Origin of the sequence: Bradyrhizobium sp. sBnM-33 (assembly GCF_032917945.1) — a bacterium.
Classification (GTDB): domain Bacteria; phylum Pseudomonadota; class Alphaproteobacteria; order Rhizobiales; family Xanthobacteraceae; genus Bradyrhizobium.
Window position 1 is genome coordinate 8,376,221 of the sequence record NZ_CP136624.1, and the last position, 24,727, is coordinate 8,400,947.

General features: G+C 62.9%; 23 protein-coding genes and 1 riboswitch. Of the genes, 10 read left to right on the top strand and 13 right to left on the bottom strand.

The window, feature by feature from the left end:
* Window positions 1-72 precede the first annotated feature (72 nt).
* Complete coding sequence (gene metW, locus RX328_RS39295; protein ID WP_213246842.1) at window positions 73-741, bottom strand: methionine biosynthesis protein MetW; 669 nt, start codon at window positions 739-741, stop codon at window positions 73-75.
* A 53-nt stretch (window positions 742-794) separates the two neighbouring features.
* Window positions 795-2,051: a homoserine O-acetyltransferase MetX gene (locus RX328_RS39300; RefSeq protein WP_213246840.1), complete on the bottom strand. Its 1,257-nt coding sequence runs from the start codon at window positions 2,049-2,051 to the stop codon at window positions 795-797.
* Between the two features lie 82 nt (window positions 2,052-2,133).
* Window positions 2,134-2,213: riboswitch (SAM riboswitch) on the bottom strand.
* Window positions 2,214-2,397: 184 nt separating this feature from the next.
* On the opposite strand from RX328_RS39300, the gene RX328_RS39305 reads away from it, so the two are divergent.
* From RX328_RS39305 to RX328_RS39315, 3 genes are read left to right on the top strand one after another with little or no spacing between them, the layout of a single operon-like run.
* Window positions 2,398-3,246, top strand: coding sequence for a chorismate mutase (locus RX328_RS39305; RefSeq protein ID WP_213246838.1), 849 nt, complete (start codon window positions 2,398-2,400; stop codon window positions 3,244-3,246).
* Window positions 3,247-3,274: 28 nt separating this feature from the next.
* A complete protein-coding gene (gene hisC / locus RX328_RS39310) occupies window positions 3,275-4,372 on the top strand; it encodes a histidinol-phosphate transaminase (protein ID WP_213246836.1) in 1,098 nt (365 codons plus the stop codon).
* An 8-nt stretch (window positions 4,373-4,380) separates the two neighbouring features.
* Entirely contained in the window at window positions 4,381-5,319 is a 939-nt protein-coding gene (locus RX328_RS39315; protein WP_213246834.1) for a prephenate/arogenate dehydrogenase family protein, read from the top strand.
* A 328-nt stretch (window positions 5,320-5,647) separates the two neighbouring features.
* Here RX328_RS39315 and RX328_RS39320 read toward each other — a convergent pair whose 3' ends face one another.
* The 6 genes from RX328_RS39320 to RX328_RS39345 all read right to left on the bottom strand — a co-directional run bounded on the left by RX328_RS39320 (window position 5,648) and on the right by RX328_RS39345 (window position 11,171).
* The gene (locus RX328_RS39320) at window positions 5,648-6,559 is read right to left on the bottom strand and encodes a heme o synthase (protein ID WP_213247095.1); all 912 of its coding nucleotides are present in this window, start codon (window positions 6,557-6,559) and stop codon (window positions 5,648-5,650) included.
* A 70-nt stretch (window positions 6,560-6,629) separates the two neighbouring features.
* Window positions 6,630-7,031 (bottom strand): cytochrome C oxidase subunit IV family protein, encoded by a 402-nt coding sequence (locus tag RX328_RS39325; RefSeq protein ID WP_213246832.1) that lies wholly within the window; start codon window positions 7,029-7,031, stop codon window positions 6,630-6,632.
* 9 nt (window positions 7,032-7,040) lie between these two features.
* Window positions 7,041-7,763, bottom strand: coding sequence for a heme-copper oxidase subunit III family protein (locus RX328_RS39330; protein ID WP_213246830.1), 723 nt, complete (start codon window positions 7,761-7,763; stop codon window positions 7,041-7,043).
* 11 nt (window positions 7,764-7,774) lie between these two features.
* On the bottom strand, window positions 7,775-8,479 hold the full coding sequence (locus RX328_RS39335) for a cytochrome c oxidase subunit 3 (RefSeq protein WP_213246828.1): 705 nt from the start codon (window positions 8,477-8,479) through the stop codon (window positions 7,775-7,777).
* Entirely contained in the window at window positions 8,476-10,254 is a 1,779-nt protein-coding gene (locus RX328_RS39340) for a cbb3-type cytochrome c oxidase subunit I (protein ID WP_213246826.1), read from the bottom strand. The genes RX328_RS39335 and RX328_RS39340 overlap by 4 nt, the downstream gene beginning before the upstream one ends.
* 83 nt (window positions 10,255-10,337) lie before the next feature.
* Complete coding sequence (locus RX328_RS39345) at window positions 10,338-11,171, bottom strand: cytochrome c oxidase subunit II (protein ID WP_213246824.1); 834 nt, start codon at window positions 11,169-11,171, stop codon at window positions 10,338-10,340.
* Window positions 11,172-11,702: 531 nt separating this feature from the next.
* On the opposite strand from RX328_RS39345, the gene RX328_RS39350 reads away from it, so the two are divergent.
* Window positions 11,703-12,611, top strand: coding sequence for a DUF2189 domain-containing protein (locus tag RX328_RS39350; protein ID WP_213246822.1), 909 nt, complete (start codon window positions 11,703-11,705; stop codon window positions 12,609-12,611).
* Window positions 12,612-13,152: 541 nt separating this feature from the next.
* Here the strand turns inward: RX328_RS39350 and RX328_RS39355 are convergent.
* On the bottom strand, window positions 13,153-14,340 hold the full coding sequence (locus tag RX328_RS39355; protein WP_213246820.1) for a DUF2125 domain-containing protein: 1,188 nt from the start codon (window positions 14,338-14,340) through the stop codon (window positions 13,153-13,155).
* 111 nt (window positions 14,341-14,451) lie between these two features.
* Between RX328_RS39355 and RX328_RS39360 the strand changes: the two genes are divergently transcribed.
* Both RX328_RS39360 and RX328_RS39365 read left to right on the top strand, forming a co-directional pair.
* A complete protein-coding gene (locus RX328_RS39360) occupies window positions 14,452-15,051 on the top strand; it encodes a gamma-glutamylcyclotransferase (RefSeq protein ID WP_213246818.1) in 600 nt (199 codons plus the stop codon).
* A gap of 275 nt (window positions 15,052-15,326) precedes the next feature.
* A complete protein-coding gene (locus RX328_RS39365) occupies window positions 15,327-16,130 on the top strand; it encodes an alpha/beta fold hydrolase (RefSeq protein WP_213246816.1) in 804 nt (267 codons plus the stop codon).
* 170 nt (window positions 16,131-16,300) lie between these two features.
* Here the strand turns inward: RX328_RS39365 and RX328_RS39370 are convergent, their stop codons facing one another.
* The 3 genes from RX328_RS39370 to ftsE form a co-directional block, all read right to left on the bottom strand.
* Window positions 16,301-17,014, bottom strand: a complete 714-nt coding sequence (locus tag RX328_RS39370; protein WP_213247093.1) for a YdcF family protein — start codon at window positions 17,012-17,014, stop codon at window positions 16,301-16,303.
* Window positions 17,015-17,129: 115 nt separating this feature from the next.
* Window positions 17,130-18,101, bottom strand: coding sequence for a cell division protein FtsX (locus RX328_RS39375; RefSeq protein ID WP_213246814.1), 972 nt, complete (start codon window positions 18,099-18,101; stop codon window positions 17,130-17,132).
* The gene (ftsE, locus tag RX328_RS39380; RefSeq protein WP_028348200.1) at window positions 18,094-18,753 is read right to left on the bottom strand and encodes a cell division ATP-binding protein FtsE; all 660 of its coding nucleotides are present in this window, start codon (window positions 18,751-18,753) and stop codon (window positions 18,094-18,096) included. The genes RX328_RS39375 and ftsE overlap by 8 nt, the downstream gene beginning before the upstream one ends.
* A gap of 252 nt (window positions 18,754-19,005) precedes the next feature.
* Between ftsE and RX328_RS39385 the strand changes: the two genes are divergently transcribed.
* Together RX328_RS39385 and RX328_RS39390 are read left to right on the top strand one after the other, a co-directional pair.
* Window positions 19,006-19,902, top strand: coding sequence for an MJ0042-type zinc finger domain-containing protein (locus RX328_RS39385; protein WP_213246812.1), 897 nt, complete (start codon window positions 19,006-19,008; stop codon window positions 19,900-19,902).
* Between the two features lie 40 nt (window positions 19,903-19,942).
* Window positions 19,943-20,320 (top strand): response regulator, encoded by a 378-nt coding sequence (locus RX328_RS39390; protein WP_213246810.1) that lies wholly within the window; start codon window positions 19,943-19,945, stop codon window positions 20,318-20,320.
* A gap of 170 nt (window positions 20,321-20,490) precedes the next feature.
* Here the strand turns inward: RX328_RS39390 and RX328_RS39395 are convergent, their stop codons facing one another.
* On the bottom strand, window positions 20,491-23,121 hold the full coding sequence (locus RX328_RS39395; RefSeq protein WP_213246808.1) for a TIGR02302 family protein: 2,631 nt from the start codon (window positions 23,119-23,121) through the stop codon (window positions 20,491-20,493).
* A 169-nt stretch (window positions 23,122-23,290) separates the two neighbouring features.
* Here RX328_RS39395 and RX328_RS39400 point away from each other — a divergent pair, with 169 nt between their 5' ends.
* Complete coding sequence (locus RX328_RS39400) at window positions 23,291-23,671, top strand: carboxymuconolactone decarboxylase family protein (protein WP_213246806.1); 381 nt, start codon at window positions 23,291-23,293, stop codon at window positions 23,669-23,671.
* Between the two features lie 137 nt (window positions 23,672-23,808).
* Window positions 23,809-24,699, top strand: a complete 891-nt coding sequence (locus RX328_RS39405; protein WP_213246804.1) for an NAD(P)-dependent oxidoreductase — start codon at window positions 23,809-23,811, stop codon at window positions 24,697-24,699.
* Window positions 24,700-24,727: the final 28 nt, after the last annotated feature.

Here is a 24,727-nt window from a genome sequence, read left to right on the forward strand (position 1 = left end):
AAGCAATCCATGCCTCGACTCGGGGATAGATGGATTGCTTCGTCGCTTCGCTCCTCGCAATGACGGTGGTGGCTATCTCCCCTTCCCGCCCCTACTCAGCAAAAACACCCCCTGCTCGCCGAACATATTCCAGACCCACCAGGGCAGGTTCAGCGGCACCGGGCGGCCGTAGAGATCGAGCGCCACCGCGCGCTCCATCTTGACGTTGATCTCGTCGCAGAGCTGCACGAAGTCCTTGATGGTGCAGAAATGGATGTTCGGCGTGTCGTACCAGGTCGCCGGCAGGTTCTCCGTGCGCGGCATGTGGCCGCCGACGAGCAGTTGCAGCCGCATCTTCCAGAAGCCGAAATTCGGGAACGATACGATCGCGCGCCGGCCGATGCGCAGCAGGTTTTCCAGGACCGGCTTCGGCTGTCGCGTCGCCTGCAGCGTCTGCGACAGGATGACGTAATCGAAAGCATCGTCCGGATAATTGACGAGGTCGGTGTCGGCATCGCCCTGCACCACCGCGAGCCCCTTGGCGACGCAGCGGTTGACGCCCTCGCGCGACAGCTCGATGCCGCGGCCATCGATGCCGCGGCTCTCCAGGAGTTGCAGCAACTCGCCATCGCCGCAGCCGACGTCGAGCACTTTTGAGCCGGCCGGAATCATTTCTGCGACGAGGAGATGATCGGTGCGATACTTGCCCGTGCGATCGGGAGCGATCCCGCCGAGCGGCAACGCTTGTTCCTGAAGGGCCATATCAGCCACCTCTAGAGCTTTTCCGTTCCGATGTAGTCGGAACGGAAAATGCTCTACCTTTCTTGTTTTGACGCGTTTTCTTCACGCGAACCGGTATCCACTTCGCTTGAAAACGCTTTGCTCTCAAGGCCGCGCGCCTTGCCCGCGGATTCCAGAAAGGCGCGAGAAATGTCGAAGAACTCGGGCACGTCGAGCAGGAAGGCATCGTGGCCGCGGTCGGTCTCGATCTCGGCGAACGACACCCGCGCGCTCGACGCGTTCAGCGCGTGCACCAGCGCCCGCGATTCCGAGGTCGGAAACAGCCAGTCGGACGTGAACGACACTACGCAGAAGCGGGTCTTGATGCCGCGAAATGCTTCCGCCAGCACGCCGTCATGGTCGGCGGCGATATCGAAATAGTCCATCGCCCGCGTCAGATAGAGATAGCTGTTGGCATCGAAGCGCTCGACGAACGACGAGCCCTGATAGCGCAGATAGCTTTCGACTTGGAAATCCGCGTCGAACGAAAACGTCGGCAGTTCGCGGTCCTGCATCCGCCGCCCGAACTTGCGATGCAGCGCGGCATCGGAGAGATAGGTGATGTGCCCTGCCATCCGCGCGACCGCCAGTCCGCGATGCGGATGCGTGCTGCGTTCGAAATAGCGCCCATGGTGCCAGTCCGGATCGGCCATCACGGCCTGCCGGCCGAGTTCGTGAAACGCAATGTTTTGCGCCGAATGGCGCGTTGAGCAGGCGACCGGCAGCGCGGAAAACACTCGTTCCGGATAGGCTGCCGTCCATTGCAGCACCTGCATGCCGCCCATCGATCCGCCGATCACGCACAACAATGTTTCGATGCCCAGCCGGTCGAGCAGCATGGCCTGCGCGCGGACCATGTCGGGGATCGTGATGATCGGAAAATCCAGTCCCCACGCCTTACCGGTCGCGGGATTCGTCGAGGCCGGACCGGTCGATCCCATGCAGCCGCCGATCACGTTCGAACAGATGATGAAATATCTGTCGGTGTCGAGCGGACGGCCTGGACCGACCATGATTTCCCACCAGCCGGCCTTGCCAGTCAGAGGATGCACGTTGGCGACATGCTGATCCAGCGTTAGCGCGTGGCAGATCAGGATCGCGTTGGAGCGGTCGGCGTTCAGTTCGCCATAGGTCTGGTATGCGATCTGGAATGGCGCGAGATCGATGCCGCAATCGAGCTTCAAGGGCTGCTCGAAGCCGAATTTGACCACCGGCGAAGTCGGATGGTCGGCCTCGTGGGCGCGATCCTCGCTGTGAATCGACGGACTGGATACCGACTGCAATTGTGTCATCCCGACCTTCCTCCTCGCGGAGGTCTTTACAGACAGAAATCAGGCCGTAAAAAACCCGGCCTGAACGAAAGGTTCGGCCGGGATCAATCTGTCCCCGGCCTGTTTAGCGAGTTGTTTAACGTGGCTGCAAGCCGGCCGGCTCAAATGACCACGGAATGGAACAAAGCTAGTCCGAAGCAGGTCCCCCGTCAAGGCAGCCGCATGGTTAACCGGGCTCGCAGACCTCATGGTGAGGAGGTGCCCTTGCGCCATCTCGAACCATGAGGGAGAACGGGCTTCATCCTTCGAGACGCGGCGCATGCGCCGCTCCTCAGGATGAGGTAAAGCTCTCATCAGGTTACGCCCAATGTCCAAGGCTCCCCCGGCTCCGCCCTCGCTGCAGGAATTGCGCAAGGAGATCGACGCGATCGACGAGCAGGTCCATCGCCTGCTGATGGCGCGCGGCGATATCATCGACCGGCTGATCCAGGTGAAGCAGACCCAGGAAGTGGGGTCGGCATTCCGGCCCGCGCGCGAGGCCAGCATGATGCGCAGCCTGGTCGAGCGTCATCGCGGCATGCTGCCGCTCGATACCATCGAGAGCATCTGGCGCGTCATCATCTCGACCTTCACTTACGTCCAGGCGCCGTTCTCGGTGCATGCAGACGTCTCGGTCGGCGAGCCCGCGATGCGGGATTCGGCGCGGTTTCACTTCGGCTTCGTCGTGCCCTATGTCGGCCATTTCAGCGCGCAGGCCGCAGTCGAGGCGGTGGCGAAATCGAAGGGCGATCTGGCGCTGGTCTCGGCGGTCTCGAGCCGCACGGGGTGGTGGAGTGCGCTGGAAGCCGATGGCGCGCCAAAAATCATTGCGCGGCTGCCGTTCCTCGAACGCGCCGATCATCCGGCCGCGCTGCCGGTATTCGTGATCTCGCGCGTCGCTGATGATGCCATGGTGACGGAGGTGCAGATGTGGAGCGTGCGCGTCGCCGGCTGGAACGCCGATATCGCCCGAGCGCTGGCGCCGCTCGCCGAAATCGTCGCCGTGCCCGATACCGCTTTCGATGGCGCGGCGCTTCTGGTGTCGGATGCCGGCACCGGGTTCGAAAAGATCAAGACCGCCCTGATCCAGGCCGGCGCCTCGGTGCGCTCGTCGGCTCTCGTCGGCAGCCACGCAACGCGCTATACGGTGCCCCCGAACGGGTCGGCGAAGCCTTAAAACGCCGCCCGAAATTCCGGAGTTGAAGATGAACCGCCCCGTGCCGAATCCCGGCATTCTCGATATTGCGCCCTACACGCCCGGCAAGACGCCGGTGCCGGAGCTGGGCCGCAAAGTGTTCAAGCTGTCGGCCAACGAGACCCCGTTCGGGCCGTCGCCGAAGGCGATCGAAGTCTACAAGGACGTGGCGGCGCACCTGGAGGACTATCCGGAAGGAACTTCGCGGGTGCTGCGCGAAGCGATCGGCCGCGCCTACGGGCTCGATCCCAGCCGCATCATCTGCGGCGCCGGCTCGGACGAAATCCTCAACCTTTTGGCGCATACCTATCTCAGCCAGGGCGATGAGGCGATCTCGACCGCCCACGGCTTCCTGGTCTATCCGATCGCGACGATGGCGAACGGCGCCAAGAACGTTGTCGCGCCCGAGACCAATTTTACCGCCGACGTCGACGCCATTCTCGCGCGCGTGACGCCGCGCACGAAACTGGTGTGGCTCGCCAACCCAAACAACCCGACCGGCACCTACGTGCCGTTCGACGAGGTCAAGCGGCTGCGCGCCGGATTGCCGTCGAACGTGCTGCTGGTGCTCGACGCTGCGTACTCCGACTACGTGTCGCGCAACGACTACGAGCTCGGCCTGGAGCTGGTGGCCACCACCGAAAACACCGTGATGACGCATACCTTCTCCAAGATTCACGGGTTGGCAGCTCTGCGGATCGGTTGGATGTTTGGCCCGGCGCACATCGTCGATGCCGTCAACCGCATCCGAGGTCCCTTCAACGTCTCGACGCCGGCGATGCTGGCGGCGGTCGCCGCGATCGAGGACACCGCGCATGTCCAGAAGTCGAAGGCGTTCACCGAAGAATGGCGCAACTGGCTGACAGAGGAAATCGGCAAACTCGGACTGAAGGTGACGCCGAGCGTCGCCAATTTCGTGCTGATTCACTTCCCAACCGAGAAGGGCAGGACCTCGGCCGACGCGGACGCGTTCCTGACCAAACGTGGCCTGGTGCTGCGGGCACTCAACAATTACGGCCTGCCGCATGCATTACGCATGACCATCGGCACCGAGGAGGCCAACCGCCTCGTCGTCGACGCCTTGCGCGACTTCATGGCGGCCAAGTGAGCAGCCAAGTGAGCGCGGTACCGATCTTCCGACGCGTCGCGCTGATCGGCTTCGGCCTGATCGGCGGCTCGATCGCGCGTGCGGTGCGGGTCCAGGGGCTTGCGAGCGAAATCGTCACCACCGCGCGCTCGGAAAAGACGCGCGCACGCGTGGTGGAGCTCGGCATCGTCGATCGCGTGCTGGAAACCAACGCGGAAGCCGTCAACGACGCCGATCTCGTGATTCTCTGTATCCCCGTCGGCGCCTGCGGGCAGGTGGCGCACGAGATCGCCCCGTTCCTGAAAGCGGGCGCGATCGTCTCCGACGTCGGCTCGGTCAAAGGCGCCATCGTCCGCGAAATGGCGCCGCATCTGCCGGGCCATGTTCATTTCGTTCCGGCACATCCGGTCGCCGGCACCGAGCATTCAGGGCCCGACTCCGGCTTCGCCGAACTGTTCATCAACCGCTGGTGCATTCTCACCCCGCCCGAGGGCGCCGACCCTATGGCGGTCGAAGCCCTGCGCGCGTTCTGGGCCGGCATGGGCGCCAAAGTCGAGACCATGACGCCGGATCATCACGACCTCGTGCTGGCGATCACCAGCCATCTGCCGCATCTGATCGCCTACACCATCGTCGGCACGGCGGACGAGCTGGCGCAGGTGACCTCTTCTGAGGTGATAAAGTTCTCCGCCGGCGGCTTTCGCGACTTCACCCGCATCGCGGCGTCTGACCCGACGATGTGGCGCGACGTGTTTTTGAACAACAAGGAGGCGGTGCTGGAAATGCTCGGCACCTTCAACGAGGACCTGTCAAAGCTCACCCGCGCCATCCGCCGCAACGATGGCGAAGCGTTGTTCGAGCACTTCACCCGCACCCGCGCCATCCGCCGCGGCATCGTCGAGATCGGCCAGGATTCGGCCGCGCCGGATTTCGGCCGGCCACATCCGCCGCTGAAGAAGGCGGAGTGAAGAGACGCGGCTTCGTTCAATTCGAAGTCGAGGTGCCGCTCCACACCACATCGTCATACCCCGCGCATGCGGGGTATCCAGTACGCCGCGGCCTATCGCTCAAATCACGGCCGTCTCTGGAATACTGGATCGCCCGGTCAAGCCGGGCGACGACATTGAATATGTCTCAAAACAGCGGCGGCACCTGCCCCGCTTTCAACGGTTCGGGAAATACGGCGCCGTCGACGAAGCGCAGCGGGAAGGCGTGCGCAACCGCACAATCTAGGCATGGCCGCCCACGGCCTAGATTAACGGGCCCGGAAAACGAAGCGATAGACTTCGCTCTGGATTAGACGGGCTGAACGTAGGGGACAGCATTCATCAACAGCACGCCAAAAAGGAGGACCAGATAGAGCATGGAAAACACGAACAGGCGACGCGCGGGCTGCCTTTCCTTGTCATTGCTGCGACGTACTTGCCATGAGAGAAAAATCATGATCGCTCCAAGCATCGCCGCAGCCGCGCCATAGATCGCCCCCGCGAACCCCAACGCCCAGGGCAGCAGCGAGACAGGAGCCAGAAGAACGGTATAGAGAAGAATCTGGCGCTTTGTTTCGGCCCGGCCGGCTACGACCGGCAACATTGGCACCCCGGCGCGAGCATACTCACCGGCAAGGTTGAGCGACAGTGCCCAGAAATGGGGTGGCGTCCAAAGGAAGATGATCAGGAACAGGACGAGCGGTTCGAGCCCAACATTTCCGGCCGCCGCGACCCAGCCGATCACCGGAGGGAGTGCGCCAGCCGCACCGCCAATGACGATATTCTGCGGGGTTCGGCGCTTGAGCCACATCGTGTAAACGACGACATAGAAGAAAATTGTGAAAGCAAGCAGCGCAGCCGCGGCCGTGTTCAGGAAAGTGCCGAGGCTTAGAACGGCGCATATGGCAAGTACCAGTCCGAAAACCAACGCTTCCGAGCGCGATACACGGCCGCTGGGAATTGGACGCATGGCTGTACGCGCCATCAACGCATCGATGTCGGCGTCGTACCACATGTTGAGCGCACCTGCGGCGCCCGCTCCGGCAGCTATGCAAAAAAGAGCAACGGCACCGGCGAAGGGATCGACGCCGCCCGGCGCGACCATGAGACCGACCAGCGCAGTAAAGACGACCAGCGACATAACGCGCGGCTTCGTCAGCGCGACATAGTCCTCGATATTGGCATAGCTCCCGCGAACGGGAATTGAACGATTGATTTGCATGAGACTGATGCCCCCTTTTGCAAGCTGATCGGCGACGTGTTGAAGCACCTCCGGCGCGAAGCAAAAACAGCTAAGTCGGCGACGCGAAGAACAGGACCCGGATGAGGTGCGTGTAGTCGGATTCGAACACCATGATGGCCACGAACACCAGCACCAGCACCGGCGGCAGCAGGATCGCGTAGACCAGGGCCAGCCGCTCCCAGGCCATATGCATGAAGACGGCGACGATCAGGCCCGCCTTCAACATCATGAACAACAGGATAAGGGACCATCTGAGATAGCCCTGGAGGCCAAAGTAGTCGATGAGATAGGAGCAGGCGCTGAGGACGAACAACCAGCCCCAGACCACGAGATAGAGCTTGATCGGATGCTGCTGCCCCTTTTCGTGCGCGGCTGGAGCTGCGATTGCATCATGCGCATGGGTTTGCAGCGAAGGTTGTTGTGCTTCCAAATGTACTGCCACGTTTGTCATGCGCCGACCTCACCAAAGATAAAAGAAGGCAAAGATGAACACCCACACGAGATCGACAAAGTGCCAGTAGAGGCCCATGATTTCGACGATCTCGTAGTGTCCCTTTCTGCTCGTGAAGAAGCCGCGTCTTTGGACGTCGAAGTCTCCCCGCCAGACCTTTCGCGCGATGGCGATCAGGAAAATCACGCCGAATGTCACGTGGGTGCCGTGGAAGCCGGTGATCATGAAAAAGCTTGCGCCAAACTGCGGTGCCCCCCAGGGGTTTTCCCAGGGCCGCACGCCTTCCATGATCAGCTTGGTCCATTCGAAGGCCTGCATTCCGACGAACGTTGCGCCAAGTGCCGCTGTGACCAGCATCAAGACTGCGGTTTTGACGCGGTCGCGGCGGTAGCCGAAATTGACGGCCATCGCCATCGTCCCGCTGCTGCTGATCAGCACGAAGGTCATGATGGCGATCAGGATGAGGGGGATATGGTGCCCCGCAATCTCGAGGGCGAATACCTCGCTCGGATTTGGCCACGGCACGGTCGTGGACATTCGCGCCGTCATGTACGACAGCAGGAAACAGCTGAATATGAAGGTGTCGCTCAGGAGGAAGATCCACATCATGGCCTTCCCCCAGGAGACATTCTTGAATGCGCGCTGATCCGAGGACCAGTCGGCAGCAATGCCTTGCCAGCCGGCAGCCCGCGCAGGCGATTCTCCAGGGTTTGTCAGCGCGGTCTCTGCCATCTGGTCTCTCCCTAGCTGAGCAACCGCCGACAGATGTCGACGAAATCGTCAGTCCAGCCCGTCAACAGACCAAGCAGGACCAGCCAGACCAACAACAGGAAATGCCAGTAGATCGTGCAGAGCTCCACACTCAGGCGCACCTGCGGCATCTCGGCGCCACGCCACACCTTGGCAGTCGTTCTGCCGAGCGCCACCAAGCCGCCCATCAGGTGCAGTCCGTGCGCCGCGGTGATCATGTAGAAGAAGGAATTGGCTGGATTGGATGCCACGAAATAGCCTGCCGCCCTCAGCTGTTGCCACGCCAGCAATTGCCCAACCAGAAATATAACGGCAGACGCTCCCCCTGCGCACAGGCCGACGATTACACCGTCCATGTTGTTCCGGTGCGCGGCCACGTATGCCCATTGCAGCGCGACACTGCTCACGACCAGCACGCCGGTGTTGAACCACAGCAGCCCCGGCACGGGCAGCGCACGCCAATCCACCATGTTCATGCGCATGGAATAAGCGCTCATGAAAAGCGCGAACAACGAACTGGCGACTGCGAGAAACACTCCCAGTCCGATCTTCGCGGCCGGCAGGGTCATTGCTCCCGTGCCCGGGAAGTGATCGATCGAACCTTCTTCCAGCCAGGGTTTGGCTGTCAGCCGTTGCTGCGCGAGCCACCATCCGATGATGGCCGCTATCACAGCCATGAACAGGATGATGGCGCTCATGGCGCAGCTTCCTGAACGGCCCGTGTCGGTCGCGGCGGCTGGTTCTGCGGAATGAAGTCCTGCTCAGCGCCTGGCACGCTGTAGTCATACGCCCAGCGATAGACCACCGGGAGCTCCTTGCCCCAGTTGCCGTGCCCAGGCGGGGTCTCCGGCGTCTGCCACTCCAGTGTTGTCGCCCGCCATGGATTGCCTCCGGACGGACGGCCCTTGAAATAGCTCCAGACGAGGTTGAACAGGAACACCATCTGGGCGAAGCCCACGATCAAAGCCACGACGGTGATAAAGGCGTTGAGCGTATGGACCGACGGCGTGATGAACGTCGCTTCGCCAAGGTCGTGATAACGGCGCGGGACTCCCTGCAGCCCGAGGTAATGCATGGGGAAGAAGATCAGATAGGCACCGAGGAACGTGACCCAGAAATGAAACTTGCCCATCCAGTCATCCAGCATCCGTCCCGTTACCTTGGGGTACCAATGATAGATCGCTCCCAGCACAACCATGATCGGCGCCACGCCCATCACCATGTGGAAATGCGCGACGACGAACATGGTATCCGAAAGCGGGACATCGACGACGACGTTGCCGAGGAAGAGGCCGGTGAGCCCGCCGTTCACGAACGTGATGATGAAGCCGAGGGCGAACAGCATCGGGACGGTGAGATGGATGTCACCGCGCCATAGGGTCAGCACCCAATTGTAGACCTTGATGGCGGTGGGAATGGCGATGATGAGCGTCGTGGTGGCGAAGAAGAACCCGAAAGTCGGGTGCATGCCGCTCACATACATGTGGTGCGCCCATACGATGAAGCTGAGTGCGCCGATCGCCACGATCGCCCAAACCATCATGCGATAGCCGAAGATGTTCTTTCGAGCGTGGGTGCTGATCAGATCGGATACGATGCCGAAGGCGGGAAGTGCGACGATGTAGACTTCGGGGTGGCCGAAGAACCAGAACAGGTGCTGGAACAGGATCGGGCTGCCGCCGCCATACTTCAACTGCTGCCCCATCTCGACGAGGGCCGGCATGAAGAAACTGGTTCCCAGCAAGCGATCGAACAGCATCATGACAGAGGCGACGAATAGCGCCGGGAAGGCCAGCAGCGCCATCACGGTGGCTGTGAAAATGCCCCACACCGTCAGGGGCATGCGCATCAACGTCATGCCGCGCGTGCGCGCCTGCAGCACTGTCACCACGTAATTCAGCCCGCCCATGGTGAAGCCGATGATGAACAGGATCAGGGAGGTCAACATGAGAATGATGCCCCAATCCTGACCAGGGGTGCCGGACAGAATCGCCTGTGGCGGGTACAGCGTCCATCCGGCGCCGGTGGGCCCGCCAGGCACGAAGAAGGTCGAGGCCAGCACGATGACCGCGAGCAGGTAGACCCAGTAGCTCAGCATGTTCACATAGGGGAAGACCATGTCCCGAGCGCCGACCATCAGCGGGATCAGGTAGTTGCCGAAGCCTCCGAGAAACAGCGCGGTGAGCAGGTAGATCACCATGATCATGCCGTGCATGGTGATGAACTGGAGGTATTGGTTCGCATCAATGAAGGAGAATGTGCCGGGAAATCCCAACTGCAGCCGCATCAGCCACGACAGCACCAAAGCCACCAACCCGATTGCCGTCGCCGTCAGCGAGTACTGGATGGCGATGACTTTGGCGTCCTGCGAAAAGACATACTGCGTCCACCAGCTCTTGGGATGATAGAGCTCAACCTCCGGCACTTCGGCAGGCGGAACGTCTGCGATTCTGTCATACGGGACATCGACCATCGACTTACCTCCCGGTCGTTGCTTCCATCACGGCGCGATGAGAGGGTTCTTGCGCGCCCAATTTATCTTCGCAGCAGCATTTCTTATTTGCCGCCGGATTCGTACGTTGCCTTTTTAACGGCGCTTCGGCCTGACAATTCCGCAAACGTCTTTTGCTTCTCCAGCCAGGCCCGATAGTCGCTCTCTTCGTCGACGATAACCTTGGCGCGCATCTGTGCGTGCGCAGCGCCGCATAACTCGGCGCAGAGAACATCAAACGTTCCGGTTCGGATCGGGGTCATCCAGAAATAGGTGACCATGCCCGGGACCATGTCCATCTTGGCGCGGAACTCGGGCACATAGAAATCGTGCAGGACATCGAGGGAGCGAAGCAAAACCTTGACCGGCTTGCCGACGGGGAGGTGCAAGTCGTCGCTTGCGATGACAACGTCGTCCTGCCCATGCTTATCGTCGGGGTTCAAGCCCATAGGATTTTCGGAGCTGACGTGGCGAACATCGGTTGTGCCCATCCGGCCGTCCCTGCCGGGGAGGCGGAAGCTCCAGTTCCACTGCTGGCCCATGACTTCGATTTCGGTAGCGTCTGCAGGAACCGTGACGAACTGGTGCCAGACCACCAGGCCGGGCGCCAACATGGCTCCGACCCCAATCGCGGTCCCTATGGTGAGCCACCATTCGAGCTTTTTGTTTTCGGGATTGTAGGCTGCCTGCCTTCCCTCCTTGTGATGGAAGCGGAAGACGCAATAGGCCATGAACGCGATGACCGCGAAGAAAACCGCCCCGGTGATCCAGAAGGTTATATTGATCGTGTCGTCAATGTAGCGCCAGTTGGTGGCGATCGGCGTCCACCACCACGGGCTGTAGATGTGAAACAGCACCGAGCCGACCGCGACGAGGAGCAGTACGATAGCGACAGCCATCCCTCATTCCTCCTTGCCACCAAAGGCAACGGAGACGAATTACAGGGCGGAGCCCGCATCTGTCTCGATGGCCGACTTCACATGCGCCATCGCAGTGCGTCTTGCCTCGCCCAACTTTGACCGGTCGCGACATCCAAACGTGGCACCAAGCACACGTTACGACCGCTTCCTTCAGATCTGGGGCGTCAGAAATGAGGATGGTACGCGTCGGCGCTGGCGTCAATAGATCACTTGAGCGTCGGGACGCTGCGCGGGTGCCGCAAGGTGGCGAGCGTCAGCCGGCACGATCCGATGACGCAATGCACCAATGACCGTGAACGTGCACAGTTCACCGAACCGTGAGCGCTGTCTGGGTCCCATAGCGCTAAGCTTGTCGGGCAGGTCGCGACAAGTTTCGTCCGGCTAAGCTCCTTCGTTGGACCAGGGTTTGCCGTACTCGGCTCGGTCGCGTTTCTCGCAGGGGGCGGACACGCGTGGCTGGAAAGCACGTGGTTTTCGCCGCCGCGACTTTCAGCACGGGAGGGTGCGTCCATGGCCACTGTGTATTCCGACAATATCTCAAGAGTTGCACGGCACGTATTCGGCGACGCCGCCACATATCCCGTTCGCAAAATCAAACTGTCCGACCTGGGCGAGGCGCTGCGCCTGGGCTGGCAAGACTTCAGCGCAATGCCAAGTCACGCGGTTGTCCTGTGCGTGATTTATCCCGTTCTCGGCATTTTTCTGTTCAGGCTGGTCCTTGGCTATTCGATACTGCCGCTACTGTTTCCGCTGGCAGCCGGGTTTGCCTTGATTGGACCCTTTGCCGCGATTGGTCTCTACGAGCTCAGCCGCCGCCGCGAGCGCGGTGAGGAAGTCGGCGCATGGGATGCGTTTTCCGTGCTGCGCGCTCCGGCTTTCGGTGCCATGGTCGAACTCGGCGTGCTTCTGCTCGTTCTGTTCGGGGCCTGGATCGGCGCAGCGAACGCAATCTACGTTGAGATCTTCGGCCACGCTCCGGCCGCGAGCATTCCTGACTTTGCAACGCGCGTGCTGACGACACCGGACGGATGGTCGCTCATCATCATTGGTTGCGGCGTCGGTTTTCTGTTCGCGGTCGTGGCGTTGTGCGTTAGCGTTGTGTCGTTTCCGTTGATGCTCGACCGCCACGCGACTGCGATTGACGCGATCCGGACCTCGCTGCGGGTCGTGATGAAGAATCCGATTGAAATGGCCGGATGGGGACTGATTGTTGCGGCGCTGCTGGTGCTCGGTTCGTTGCCGGTCTTCGTTGGACTAGCCGTTGCTTTGCCATTGCTCGGTCATGCTACCTGGCATCTGTACCGGAAGGTGGTGGAGCCGGATCCCAATCCGCCACAGCAAGAGCCTCGCCTGCGGAAAGGGCACCGCTACGCGGCGGATTTCCCGGCCAATCTCTTCCCGTGGAGCCGCGAGCGCTAGCTCGTAATGGTTTAAGGATGCCGGAGTTGCGCGCGTCACCGATCCGGCAGCGTCCCGCTGCCCCCTCGGGTTGTTGGCTGCCGTCTGCACGTCGGCCCTTATCGAATGGCCGCCGCCTGCCGATTGCTCACATTCAGCTTGGGTGGTTGAGGCTAGTATCCGGCCCCCGATACCAACAGAACTGCACCAAGTGCGATAAGGAAAAGGCCCGGCCAGTTCGTTCCGAGCCCCAGGAATCGCAAGCTGCGCCGTGGTGGCTCCAAAGTATCGCGAGCGGGCCGGGAGGAATCCCGGCCACTAAGGGGTCCCCGCCAAATAGCGGTGCGTACCATGTACAGGATTCCGACGATAAAGAGGAGCGCGCCAAGTCCCATCAGGAACATTCTCGCCTCCTATTTGTCGCTGCCCCGCACAATACAACTGGACTCAAGCATCCAAGCTCGAAAACGTTCCGGCCAAGCGCTGTAATTCAGCAGGTCGCTGTCCGACTTGGTCCGGAATGCAAACCAAGGCGGACGTTCATCTGAATTAAGCTGACGTTCTAGAACAGCGGCGGCACCTGCCCTACTTTTATCGGCCCCAGAAACACCGCGCCGTCGACAAAGCGCAGCGGGAAGGCGCGCGCCTTCCGTCCCTCCAGCTCCGCTTCCTTGCCGAGCGAATTGATGCCGGCCGCGACGCCGGCATTGGCGTTCTGCTTGACGACTTTGCCGAGCCCCGGGATCGCCTTGTCGAGCGCGCCGAATAGATTGTTAAGATCCTGGCTCTTGACGCCGGGTGCGACGCGATCGAGGGTTGCCTGTGGCACGCCCTCCTCCAGCATCTTTTCAAGACCGAGCAGCGGAATCACCTTCTCGATTCCCGCCACCGTCATCTGCAATTCGCCGTCGATCCGACCCTGTGCATTGAGGCTCAACGTGCCGGCGGCCAACGAGATCAGGTCGCCCTGCTGAATCCGCGACCGCACAATCTCGACTTGGCCGCCCGCCGCCTGCAGCTCCCTGAACCGTTCGGGCCACGGTTTTGGTGAAAGATTCTTCAAACCCGTGAGCTTGGTCTGGATGTCGGCATCGAACTGCTGCGCCAGCACCGGGTGCGCCTCCTGCACGTTGCCGCCCGATATCTGCAGCACAGCGTCGATCACAGGGTGATCCTTCGTCGAGCCTTCGGCAAGACGGCCGTGCAGCTCGACATGGCCGGCGCGCGCGAGCGGCGTCTCGACCGGTCCGTTGACGCGGTCGATCGAGGGATTGTCGAACACTATGGAAGCGCGCTGCGGCACATTGGGCAATCCGCTCACGCTGCTGCGGCCCAAGGTCCAGTTCACCTTCATCGACGGCGGCTGGCCGCGATCGGCGAGCGTGGCCGGCGCCTTGAATTCGGCGATTAAGAGTTTCGGCTGGTAGATCTGCGCGATCACCATGATCTCGCCGAGCCGCGCGGTGAACGGCGCCTGCGCGCCGGCGGTCTGCGAAACCAGCGAAACGCTGGCGTCGTCGCAGCGGACTTCGAGGCGGAACGGATAGCCCGCGACGGAGCGCTTGCCGCACGTGTAGAGGCGCCCGGACTTTGCTTCCTGCGCGGCCCATGCGTCGGCGTGCACGCCGACTTCGGACGCGGCATAGAACCAGAACGCGCTCCATGCCGCGGCAGCAATAACGAGCAGAGCAGGCATGATGAAGAGGCGCCACAGCGGGCGCCGGCGCGGCGCGGGGTTCATGTCAGGCATGCGGCGTCCTTTGGCTAGCGATTTTGGCGAATGTAAGTATCCGCTCGTCGCAACAAAAGGCATTGAATCCACTTCGCTTTGTCGCGCCGTTCTGGTAGCGGTGCACCCGGCATGTCCGCAATTGAGTTCAACGATACGGAATTCTTGAAAGGCGACCTCTGGGTGTTCGGCTATGGCTCCCTGATGTGGCGCCCGGGCTTCGAGTTTATTGAACGGGTTCCGGCGCGGCTGATCGGCGAACACCGCGCGCTCTGCGTCTACTCCTTTGTCCATCGCGGCACGCCGGAAAAGCCCGGCCTCGTCCTCGGACTCGATCGCGGCGGCGCCTGCCGCGGCATCGCGTTCCGCATCGCGGAGAAGAACCGCGCCGCCACCGTCGCCTATTTGCGCGAGCGCGAGCAGGTCACCTCGGTCTACCGCGAGGTGATGCGGTCGGTGTGGCTGGAGAACGATGCGCGTCAACGCGTCAGCGCACTCGTCTACGTGGTCGATCGCGGCCACGTGCAATATGCCGGCCGGCTGTCGCTCACCGAGCAGCTACGTCATGTGCAGCAGGGGCACGGCCAGTCCGGCGTCAACCGAGATTACGTTCTGGCCACCGTAAAGGCGATCGAGGCGGAAGGCTTTCGCGATTCCCAACTGCACCGGCTCGCAGCGATGCTGCACAACCAGCATCCACCGCCTCTTCCCGCAGAGAACAGCGACCGTTGAGCTGGGTGTGGGTACTCATACAGCGGACTGAAGTGAAGTCCAGTGGCCGCGATAGTCAGTATCCACCATTGGAGGCAAAGCGGACCTCGAATATCGGGACTGGGCATGTCTGTTAATGACCCCTTCTGCGACCTCGGGTGATGTCTGCGTCCCCCGCTGTTGGGGTCGAGCTGACATCAGTCGGCCAGCCCCTTAATGAGTACACGGCCTAATTTGGACTGCCAAAAGCCGGCACGTCCGATTGTCTTTGTTCTGAAGGATAAAGGGAGAAGCTGATGCAAGTGACAGATGACGAACTGGTGAACTTCGAGGCGAACGGCTCTGCGCCGCTTCCGGCCTCCGGAAGAGAAGGCTTCGTAGAAAACGACGGCGCGCGTATCTGGTATGCCGCCTATGGTTCCGGCCCCGCCGTCATCCTGCTCCACGGCGGGCTCGGCAACGCCGGAAACTGGGGCCACCAGATTCCGGCCCTTGTCCAGGCCCGCCGGACAGTCGTCGCCATCGATAGTCGTGGGCATGGTCGCAGCACGCGCGACTCCCAGCCCTTCAGCTACAAACGGATGGCAAGGGATGTGCTGGCCGTGATGGATCACCTCGGCCTTGAAAGGGCGGCACTTGTCGGCTGGAGCGATGGCGCCTGCACAGCGCTCATCCTTGCCGACAGGCATCCAGAGCGCGTCTCCGGCGTCTTCTTCTTCGCCTGCAATATGGACTCGAGTGGCACCCACGAGTTCAAACCGACGCCGGTGACCGATCGGTGCTTCCGCCGCCACAAGAGGGACTATGAGGCGCTATCTGCGACACCCGCCGAGTTTGAGACATTCGTCGCCGACGTGACGCGCATGATGCAGAGCGAGCCGAACTACAGCGCCAACCAGCTTGGGGGCATCAAGGTGCCCGTCGCTGTCGTCCTCGGTGAGAACGACGAATTCATCCGGGCGGAGCATGCCGATTACCTGGCGCGCAGCATTCCCCGCGCCGAACTGATCGTGCTTCCCGGCGTCAGCCATTTCGCGCCGCTACAGCGCCCGGAGCTCTTCAATCGCGAAGTACTCCGGTTTCTTGACCGGATCGCATGAGCCTTAAAGGCCTACCTTTGAGACATGCCGACGGACGACCTGAATGTCCGTTTACTAGGGTAGATCGGAAGAACCGGCCCAAAGCGAACGTGCCGACGTGTGACTGATGTCCGCGTTGGAGTAAAATCGACGTGGAGCCGGACGCGCCATTCGCGGATCCAGGTACGCGCCTAGTTGACTTGCGCCGTCGCTGGCCGGCTCGGCGCCGGCGCGGGCTGATCGGAAGGTTCGGGCACGAGATCGATGCCCGCACTGGCGAGGCGCACGCGCACTTCGGCGGCGACATATTTCGCATATTCCGACAGCAACAGACGCAGCGTCGCGCCGCTGGTCCACCACGGCTCGTCGCGCCATTTGTCGCCGATGACCGCGAACGGAATCAGCGCGACGTCAGGCATCGCATGCGACAATTCCAGGATGGCCCGCGGCATGTGGTAGTTCGACGTCACCACGATCAGCGACTTGAAACCGCGCTCTCGCGCCCAGCGCCGCGTCTCGGCGGCATTGCTGCGCGTGTTGACCGCGGAGCGGTCGAGATCGACGCAGCAGCCGAGCAGCGACTGGTTGTCGGGCAGCGAGCGCGAAATATCGCGCACGGCGTTGGTCGGATGCACGCCCGAAATCAACAGCCGCTTGCCGTAGCCGCCGGCCAACAATTCCATCGCATCCGACACCCGCGACGAGCCGCCGGTGAAGACCACGATCCCGTCGGCGCTGCGCGCCGGCTTGATTTCGACGCCGCGCAATTGCGAGAGAAAGGCGATGAAACCTACCGCCGCACCGACGAACAGGATCGCCATGGAGCCGACGATGACCGCGCGCAGCCATCCGCGTGGCCGCGCGGCCTGCGTTCCCGGCGTGCTATCGTCGTGCTGCAAATCCATATCGTCCGGCAACCCTCGTCCCCCGGATAATTCTAGAACGTTTTCAGGCGAAGTGGAGTCCCGGTCCCGGGTCAAGTCCGTGACTTGCTTCACTTGAAAATACCAATGGTCCCAATCAATCGATATCGTCCAGCGTCGCAAACAGCGTCCGCCGCGACGCCCAGGCGGTAATGGCGGCAATTGCCACAGCCTGCACCGCCAACGCCAGATAGCCAGATGGCGGCAGCGAAAATGTCCCCAGCAGCGCTGCGAATTGATCGCCGACGGGGGTGCCCGAGAACCAGGCGGCGATCGATTCGGAAAAGCCAAAACCCAGCATCGCGGCGCCGCCGCCGATCACCCCGCCCTCCAGCCCGAGCCTGAGAAAATGCCGCAGGAAATGGTTGGCGATATAGCGATCGCCGGCGCCGACGAAGTGCAGCACCTCGACGATCGGGCGATTCGCCGCCATTGCGCCGCGGGTCGCGAACGACACCGAAATGATCGTCGCCACGATCACCAATGCGAGAATGCCGACGCCGGCAAACACGGTGGCGCCAGTCATCGAGCGCATGCGCTCGATCCAGGCGCGATGATCGTCGACGCTTGCCGACGGCGCCACTTGCGTCACCCTGGCGCGCAATGCCGCGAGGTCGAGCGTGGTGCCGGGCTGGACGCGCGCGACGACGACGCGCGGCACCGGCAACTGCTCGATCGACAGCCCGCTGCCGAGCCACGGCTCCAGCAATCTGGCCGATTCATCCTTGCTGAACGGCTTGACCTGGACGATGCCGGGCTGGGTCCGCATCGCCTCCGCCGCCGCGGCCACATCGCGCTCGAGGTCGCGCCCCGCCTGCGGGCGCACCTGCATGGTGATTTCGCTCGCGACTTCAGACTGCCATTCCGCCGCCGATGCGCTGACGAGCAGCACGGTGCCGGTGGTGATGGATGCCAGGAACGTCATGATAGCGACGACAGCGACCAGCGCGCGGCCGGAGATCGACGCCCGCGGCACGATCGGCGACATGTTGCGCGCGCGCGCCGGCACCTGCGGGCGTTCGGTCCCGAGGTCCACCAGCGGCCCATGCTCGTCACCGGCCCTACTCATAGATGTGCAGCCGTCCCTGGTGCAGCACCATCCGCCGCGCCTCGTACTGGTCCATCAGCGTGATATCGTGGGTCGCGATGATCACCGCGGTGCCCAGCCTGTTCAACTCGATAAACAACCGTAGCAAGCGCCGGCCGAGCGTCGGATCGACGCTGCCGGTCGGCTCGTCCGCCAACAGCAATTGCGGCCGCGAGATCACCGCGCGCGCGATCGCCGCGCGCTGCTTCTCACCGCCCGACAGGATCGGCGGCAGCGCGTCCATGCGCTCGCCGAGGCCGACCCACTTCAGGAGATCGATCACCTCACGGCGATAGCTGGATTCGTCACGGCCCATCACGCGGAACGGCAGCGCCACGTTCTCGTAGGTCGTCATGTGGTCGAGCAGACGAAAATCCTGCAGCACGATTCCGATGCGCGTGCGCAGACCCGCAATCTGATCCTTGCCCAGCAGCGAGACGTCCTGGCCGAACAGGTTGACGAGGCCGCGGGTCGGCCGCAGCGACAGAAACAACAGCCGCAGCAGCGAGGTCTTGCCCGCGCCCGAGGGACCGGTGAGAAACTGGAAGGAATGGGCGGGAATCACAAAGGAAAGGTCGCGCAAAATCTCCGGGCCGAGCCCGTACCTCAAACCGACATTTTCGAACCGAACCAAGCTCAGCTCCGCTCGACATGGACCATGGCCGAGCTCCGCTCGGCATGGACGGTGGCCGAGCTCCGCTCGGCGTGGACCGTGGCCGGAAACCCCGGACTTGAACCTGAACCCGGACCCGAACCTGAACTTTGGGCTCGTGGCCCGCTGGTTTGGGCGCCAACCGGACAAAACGGTTTTGCGGCCGTTATGGTTTCCGATTCGTTAACGGTCGGTATGTAGCATCCGGGCGAAGACACTGGTGAGCTGGGCTCCATGCATATCGTTTGTCCCCATTGTACAACATCTTACGCCATCAATCCGGCCACCTTGGGCGCCGCCGGGCGCACCGTCCGCTGCTCCCGCTGCAAGGAAACCTGGCTGGCGCGGCCCGAGGACGCGATCGAACTGGCCGCCGCCGAACCGGCCGCCATGCCAAGTCCTCCGCCAGCTCCGGCGCAATCGAGCCAGCCGGCCGCAAACGATGCCGCGGCCGAATGGGAGGCGATGGCGCGCGAGGAAGAGGGACAGGACACCCCGGTGGTCGACAGTCCCTCGATTTCGGCCGGCTGGCCGGCCGAGAGCGAAGGGTCGCGCCAGGGCGGCGACAGCGACTGGCCATCGGTTGCCCGGCGGGATGCCGAAGACCATGACGACATCCCGATCACCACGCACCGCGAGCGGCTGGCCCGTCTTTTGCGGCTGCCCTCCCTGCCCCGTATTCCGTTCATGCCGTCCATCGGCCTGCCGACCGCCTGCGCCGCGATGGGCGCGCTGATACTGGCGCTGATGATCTGGCGCACCGAAATCGTGCGGCTGCTACCGCAAACCGCGACGTTCTACAAGATGGTCGGGTTGGAAGTGAACCTGCGCGGGCTGGCGTTCAAGGACATCAAGATCACCAACGAGACCGTGGACGGCAAGCCGGTTCTGGTCATCGAGGGCGTGATCGTCGGCGAGACAAAAAGGCCGGTCGAATTGCCGCGGCTGCGCTTCTCCGTCCGCGACGCGCAGGGCGCCGAGATCTACGCCTGGAACGCGGTGCTGGAGCAGCCGGTGCTCAAGCCCGGCGAGCGCGCCTATTTCAAATCGCGGCTGGCTTCGCCGCCGCCCGAAGGCCGTAATATTGACGTACGCTTTTTCAACAAGCGGGATCTGGCCGGTCACGCCTGAACGTGACCGCCTGTCCTGCAAGGCGAGAGATCAAGATTTCATGCCACGCGTGCTGATTGCCGATGACGAAGACTCCATGCGCTCGCTGGTGGCGCGCGCCATCGCCATGGATGGCCACGAGACCGTCACCGCCGAGGACGGCGCCGAAGCGCTCGATATCCTGACGCGCGAGCAAGGGCTATTCGACCTGCTCTTGACCGACATCCAGATGCCGGTGATGGACGGCATCGCGCTGGCGCTGACGGCGGCGCGCGATTTTCCCGACCTGAAAATCCTGTTGATGACGGGCTTCGCCGACCAGCGCGAACGCGCCTCCGGCCTTAACGCCATTGTGCACGACGTGGTGACGAAACCGTTTTCCGTGCATGACATCCGTACTGCGGTGGCTGACGCGCTGGCGGCGCGGAAGAACGGATAAGCCACATCAATGGTCGTCGTGCCCCGCGAAGGCGGGGGACCCAGTACGCCGCGGCTTCTCGATTCAACTACTAACGTCTCTGGCATACTGGATCACCCGCCGGAGCCTGTCATCGGGCGCGCATTGGCGCGACCCGTTGGCGGGTGATGACAGCGCGCCCTAGCGGAGTTTCAATAATCCTTCAGCAGCCGCTCGATGTAGTCCAGTTCGATCTGCGGACGGGCCGTATCGCCGAGACGGCGGCGCAGTTCTTCCAAAATCCGGCGAACCCGCTGCACGTCGATCTCGCCGGGGATCTTCACCGTATAGTCGTCGGTGAACTCGTTATTGCGCATCGGCCGTCCGAGCGGATCGGTCGAGTTGGCGGCGCCCTGTTGGCGGCCTCTGGGGTTGCCGGGGCCGTCCCCCGGCTGATCGCCGTCACCCTGCTGCATGGCTTCCGCGAGGCTCTGGGCGCCCTTACGCAGCGCGTCGAGCGCGCGGCCCTGCGAGTCCACCGCGCCATCGGCATTGCCCTCGCCGAGCCGGCCGGTGGCATCGCCCATGGCGGAATCGGCCTGATCGAGCCCATCCTCGCCATCGCCCTGCTCGCCGCCTTGACCCTGCTGGCCTTGACCCTGTTGGCCCTGCTGTCCCTGCTGGTCGCCGCGCTGGCCTTGCTGGCCGCGCTGGCCCGGGCCCATGCCGCGCTTGGCGAGCTCTTCCTGCAACTTCTTGAGGCGGTCACGCAGGCCCTGCTGGTCCTGCTGCAGGTCGCCCATGCTCTGCTCGCCCTGCTTGCCGCGCATGCGGTCGCGCCGCGAATCCTGGCCCTGCTTGTAGGTCTTGTCGCGCAATTGCTGCTGCTTGCGGATCATGTCGCCGAGCTCGTTCAGCGCCTGCTCCATCTCGTTGTCACCGCCTTGGCCGGGCTGCGCCATCTGCAGGTTTTCCAGCATCTGCTGTAGCTGTTCCAGTAGCTGCTTGGCGGCATCCTTGTCGCCGGAACGCGACATCCGCTCCAGCCGGTCGAGCATGTTCTTGAGATCCTGCTGGCTCAGCATTTTCGTGTTGGGATCGAGCGGGCGCGCCTGTTGCTGCGGGTTGTTGCGGAACTGCTCGGCGAGCTGGCGCAGGAAATTATCCAGCGCAGCGCGCAAATTATCCGTCAGCTTCTTGATCTCCTCGTCGGTGGCGCCACGCTCCAGCGCCTGCTTGAGCGCCTCCTGCGCCGCACGCAGCGCCTTCTCGACATCGGTGATGTTGCCGTCCTCGATGGTGACGGCAAGCGCCCACAGGCTCGCGACGACATCGCGCAGCGCGGCATCGGTGCGCGCCGCCTCTAGTTGGTGCTTAACACTGAATAGGCCGAGATAGTGACCGGCTTCGGGCGTGAACAATTCCGGCGCGATCATCAGCGCATCGAGGGCGGTATAAACTTGCGAATTCTGATTGGCATCGAGCGCCAGAATGCGGCGCTGTTCGATCAGGGCGCGGGCGAGGGGCTTGGTGAACAGCCGTTCCGGCAGCCGCATGTTGAACGGCTCGCTCTTGCCCTCATTGCCGGCCTCGTCCTTGGCCGTGAGCGTCAGCGTCACATCGGCGCCGGCATAGGGATCCTCGCTGAGATCCTTCACCGTCTGGCCGACGCCATTGCGAGTGCGCGCATTCGGCAGCACCAGCGCAAACTGCGGCGGCTCGAACAGCGGCCGTGGCTCGGCCGTCTTGCCATCCTTGTTCGCTTCCTTGCCGGCTTCCTTGTTATCCTTGGCCGCATCGGCCGGACGGGCAGCGAATTGCGCGCGGGCTTCAGTGACGCCGTAATCGTCCTCGAGCTTGTAGGACATCTGCAGCGAGCCGCGGGCCTGGCGCTCCGGATCTTTCGCCAGCGAGATGGTCGGGCCACGGTCGGGCGTCGCCGCGAAGCGCCACAGCGGCTGGCCGGAGGGCGCGCGGACATGCGCGGTGCCGTCACCCGTGATCTTGAAATGCCGTTCGTTGGTGCCCTTCGGCGCCTGCTCGCTGGGCGCGACCTCGGTCACGCCGCCGCCGACCACGACGTCGATATTGCCGCCGCTGGAGCGCACCAGCAGCGTGCTGCCTGCAGGCACCGGCAATGGTGCCCCGCTATCGGGAGAAGCGGCATCCCTGTTGGCGGCAGACAGAATGACCGGCGGCTTGCCGGTATAGAGCGGCGGGGTCACCCAGGCATCGACCCGGACGTTGGCCGGCGCCAGCACGCCATTCCAGTCGAACGCCGCAGCAATTCGTAGCCTGCGCTCGTCGCCGGCGGCGACATAGGCGGCCGCCAGCATCACTATGACCAGCGCGCGCAGCGCCCAGGGGTCGTGGATCGCCAGCCGCGGCGAAGGCAGCCCGGCTCGGATCCGTTTGATCGAGGCCAGCGTGCGCTCGCGCTGCTCCCGCCACAGCGCCTGTGCGATCGGATCCCTGGTCGAGAGTGTATCGGTCAGCGCGGTCGCCGGGCGATGGCGAATGCCGGTGCCGCGGTCGAGCCGGCTCAACGCCTCTTCGCGGCTCGGCCAGCGAAACCGCGCGAGCGGGAACAATGCGGCCAGCGCCGCGAGGGCAAACAGACCAAGGCCGATCGCTCGTGCAAGGAACGGCAGCGCCAGCCACAATCCAGCCCAGGACGCCACCAGGAACAGCCCAATAACGCTCAGCAGCCGGGCAAGCCCCGGCCACGTACGTTCCCACGCAATCGCGTACTGCGCACGTTGCAGGGCCTGCGTCAGTTGAAGCCGCGCGACGGCATCCGGCTCGCGCGCAGGCTTTGTGTGGTCAGGGGGAGCGCCGTTCAACAATCTCTCCGGGTTGTCGACAACTCAGCCTAGCACAACGGCGGCAATGAGGCACCTGTTCCCGGGGTAACCCACACCCGGAAATACGCATAACATAACACGAAGGCGTGACTGCGAGCGTCCCGCCCCGTAACGTCCGCGCCGAACCGTAAAACTACGAGGAAACGAGATGGACCAGAAGACACACGACAAGGGACTGGAAATTCGCAAGGCGGTGCTCGGCGAGGCCTATGTCGAGAACGCGCTGAAGAACGCCGACAGTTTTAACAAGCCGTTCCAGGAACTCGTCACCGAATATTGCTGGGGCGCGGTGTGGGGCCGCGAGGAACTGCCGCGCAAGACCCGCAGCATGCTCAATCTCGCCATGATCTCAATCCTGAACCGCCCGCATGAACTGAAGGCACACATCAAGGGCGCGCTGACCAACGGCGTCAGCCGCGACGAGATCCGCGAGATATTCATGCAGGTTTCGATCTATGCCGGCATCCCCGCCGGCGTCGACAGCTTTCGCATCGCGCGCGAAGTGTTCACGGAGTTGGATAAGGCATAAGAGCCGTTCGCACAAACAGTCGAGACGTTTCGGCCGTCATTGCGAGCGAAGCGAAGCAATCCATAGCGCCACACGCGGATAGATGGATTGCTTCGTCGCTTCGCTCCTCGCAATGACGACGTGGAGGAATAGACACCATGGAAATCGGATTCATCGGCCTCGGGAAAATGGGCTCCCCGATGGCGCGCCGCCTGATCGAGGCCAAGCATCAACTCACCGTGTTCGACACGCGGCAGGAAGCCGTCGACAAGCTCGTCGCACTCGGCGCGCAAGCCGCATCATCGCCGAAGGATATCGCCGATCGCTGCGAGACCGTGCTGGCGAGCCTGCCGTCGCTGCAGGCCTCGTTCGACGTTGCGACCGGCGCGGGCGGCGTGATCGAAGGGAGGCGCGCCAAACGCTTCGTCGATCTCTCCACCGTCGGGTCGCAAATGGCCGCGAAAATTCACGGCCTGCTGGCCAAGAAGAACATCGTGCAGATCGACAGCCCCGTGAGCGGCGGCGTCGGCGGTGCAGAAAAGGGCACGCTCGCCGTGATGGTCTCCGGCCCGCGCGCCGATTACGAGCTGACAAAACCCGCGCTCGACGTGATCGGAAAAGTGTTTTTCATCGGCGAAAAGCCCGGCTCGGCGCAGACCATGAAGCTCGCCAACAATTTCCTGTCGGCAACCGCGATGGTGGCGACGTCGGAGGCGGTTGTGATGGGCGTCAAGGCAGGGCTCGATCCGGCTGTCATGATCGACGTCATCAACGCAGGTTCCGGGCTTAACACGGCGAGCCGCGACAAGTTTCCGCGCTCGGTGCTGCCGCGCAGCTTCGATTTCGGCTTCGCAACGGGACTGATGGTGAAGGACGTGCGGCTTGCGCTGGAAGAGATGAAATCGCTGGGACTGTCGATGGAAGTCGCCGAAGCGGTCGGACGCTTGTGGGAAGTCATCATCCGCGACGAGGGCGCGGAGTCGGATTTCACCGCGGCGATCAAGCCGATCGAGAAGGCGGCGGGCGTGGTGGTCGGCGGCGCGAAGTGAAGGCTGCGTTCCCCGCGGGATTGATGGG

Excerpts from the sequence above, each read along its gene's own strand:
- RX328_RS39400 (WP_213246806.1), top strand. The coding sequence starts at position 23,291 with ATGGACCAGAAGACACACGACAAGGGACTGGAAATTCGCAAGGCGGTG.
- RX328_RS39305 (WP_213246838.1), top strand. The coding sequence starts at position 2,398 with ATGTCCAAGGCTCCCCCGGCTCCGCCCTCGCTGCAGGAATTGCGCAAG.
- RX328_RS39320 (WP_213247095.1), bottom strand. The coding sequence starts at position 6,559 with ATGCAAATCAATCGTTCAATTCCCGTTCGCGGGAGCTATGCCAATATC.
- RX328_RS39390 (WP_213246810.1), top strand. The coding sequence starts at position 19,943 with ATGCCACGCGTGCTGATTGCCGATGACGAAGACTCCATGCGCTCGCTG.
- metW (WP_213246842.1), bottom strand. The coding sequence starts at position 741 with ATGGCCCTTCAGGAACAAGCGTTGCCGCTCGGCGGGATCGCTCCCGAT.
- RX328_RS39350 (WP_213246822.1), top strand. The coding sequence starts at position 11,703 with ATGGCCACTGTGTATTCCGACAATATCTCAAGAGTTGCACGGCACGTA.
- RX328_RS39370 (WP_213247093.1), bottom strand. The coding sequence starts at position 17,014 with ATGGATTTGCAGCACGACGATAGCACGCCGGGAACGCAGGCCGCGCGG.
- RX328_RS39375 (WP_213246814.1), bottom strand. The coding sequence starts at position 18,101 with ATGAGTAGGGCCGGTGACGAGCATGGGCCGCTGGTGGACCTCGGGACC.
- hisC (WP_213246836.1), top strand. The coding sequence starts at position 3,275 with ATGAACCGCCCCGTGCCGAATCCCGGCATTCTCGATATTGCGCCCTAC.
- RX328_RS39340 (WP_213246826.1), bottom strand. The coding sequence starts at position 10,254 with ATGGTCGATGTCCCGTATGACAGAATCGCAGACGTTCCGCCTGCCGAA.
- RX328_RS39355 (WP_213246820.1), bottom strand. The coding sequence starts at position 14,340 with ATGCCTGACATGAACCCCGCGCCGCGCCGGCGCCCGCTGTGGCGCCTC.
- RX328_RS39360 (WP_213246818.1), top strand. The coding sequence starts at position 14,452 with ATGTCCGCAATTGAGTTCAACGATACGGAATTCTTGAAAGGCGACCTC.
- RX328_RS39325 (WP_213246832.1), bottom strand. The coding sequence starts at position 7,031 with ATGACAAACGTGGCAGTACATTTGGAAGCACAACAACCTTCGCTGCAA.
- RX328_RS39345 (WP_213246824.1), bottom strand. The coding sequence starts at position 11,171 with ATGGCTGTCGCTATCGTACTGCTCCTCGTCGCGGTCGGCTCGGTGCTG.
- RX328_RS39365 (WP_213246816.1), top strand. The coding sequence starts at position 15,327 with ATGCAAGTGACAGATGACGAACTGGTGAACTTCGAGGCGAACGGCTCT.
- RX328_RS39330 (WP_213246830.1), bottom strand. The coding sequence starts at position 7,763 with ATGGCAGAGACCGCGCTGACAAACCCTGGAGAATCGCCTGCGCGGGCT.
- RX328_RS39385 (WP_213246812.1), top strand. The coding sequence starts at position 19,006 with ATGCATATCGTTTGTCCCCATTGTACAACATCTTACGCCATCAATCCG.
- RX328_RS39300 (WP_213246840.1), bottom strand. The coding sequence starts at position 2,051 with ATGACACAATTGCAGTCGGTATCCAGTCCGTCGATTCACAGCGAGGAT.
- RX328_RS39405 (WP_213246804.1), top strand. The coding sequence starts at position 23,809 with ATGGAAATCGGATTCATCGGCCTCGGGAAAATGGGCTCCCCGATGGCG.
- RX328_RS39335 (WP_213246828.1), bottom strand. The coding sequence starts at position 8,479 with ATGAGCGCCATCATCCTGTTCATGGCTGTGATAGCGGCCATCATCGGA.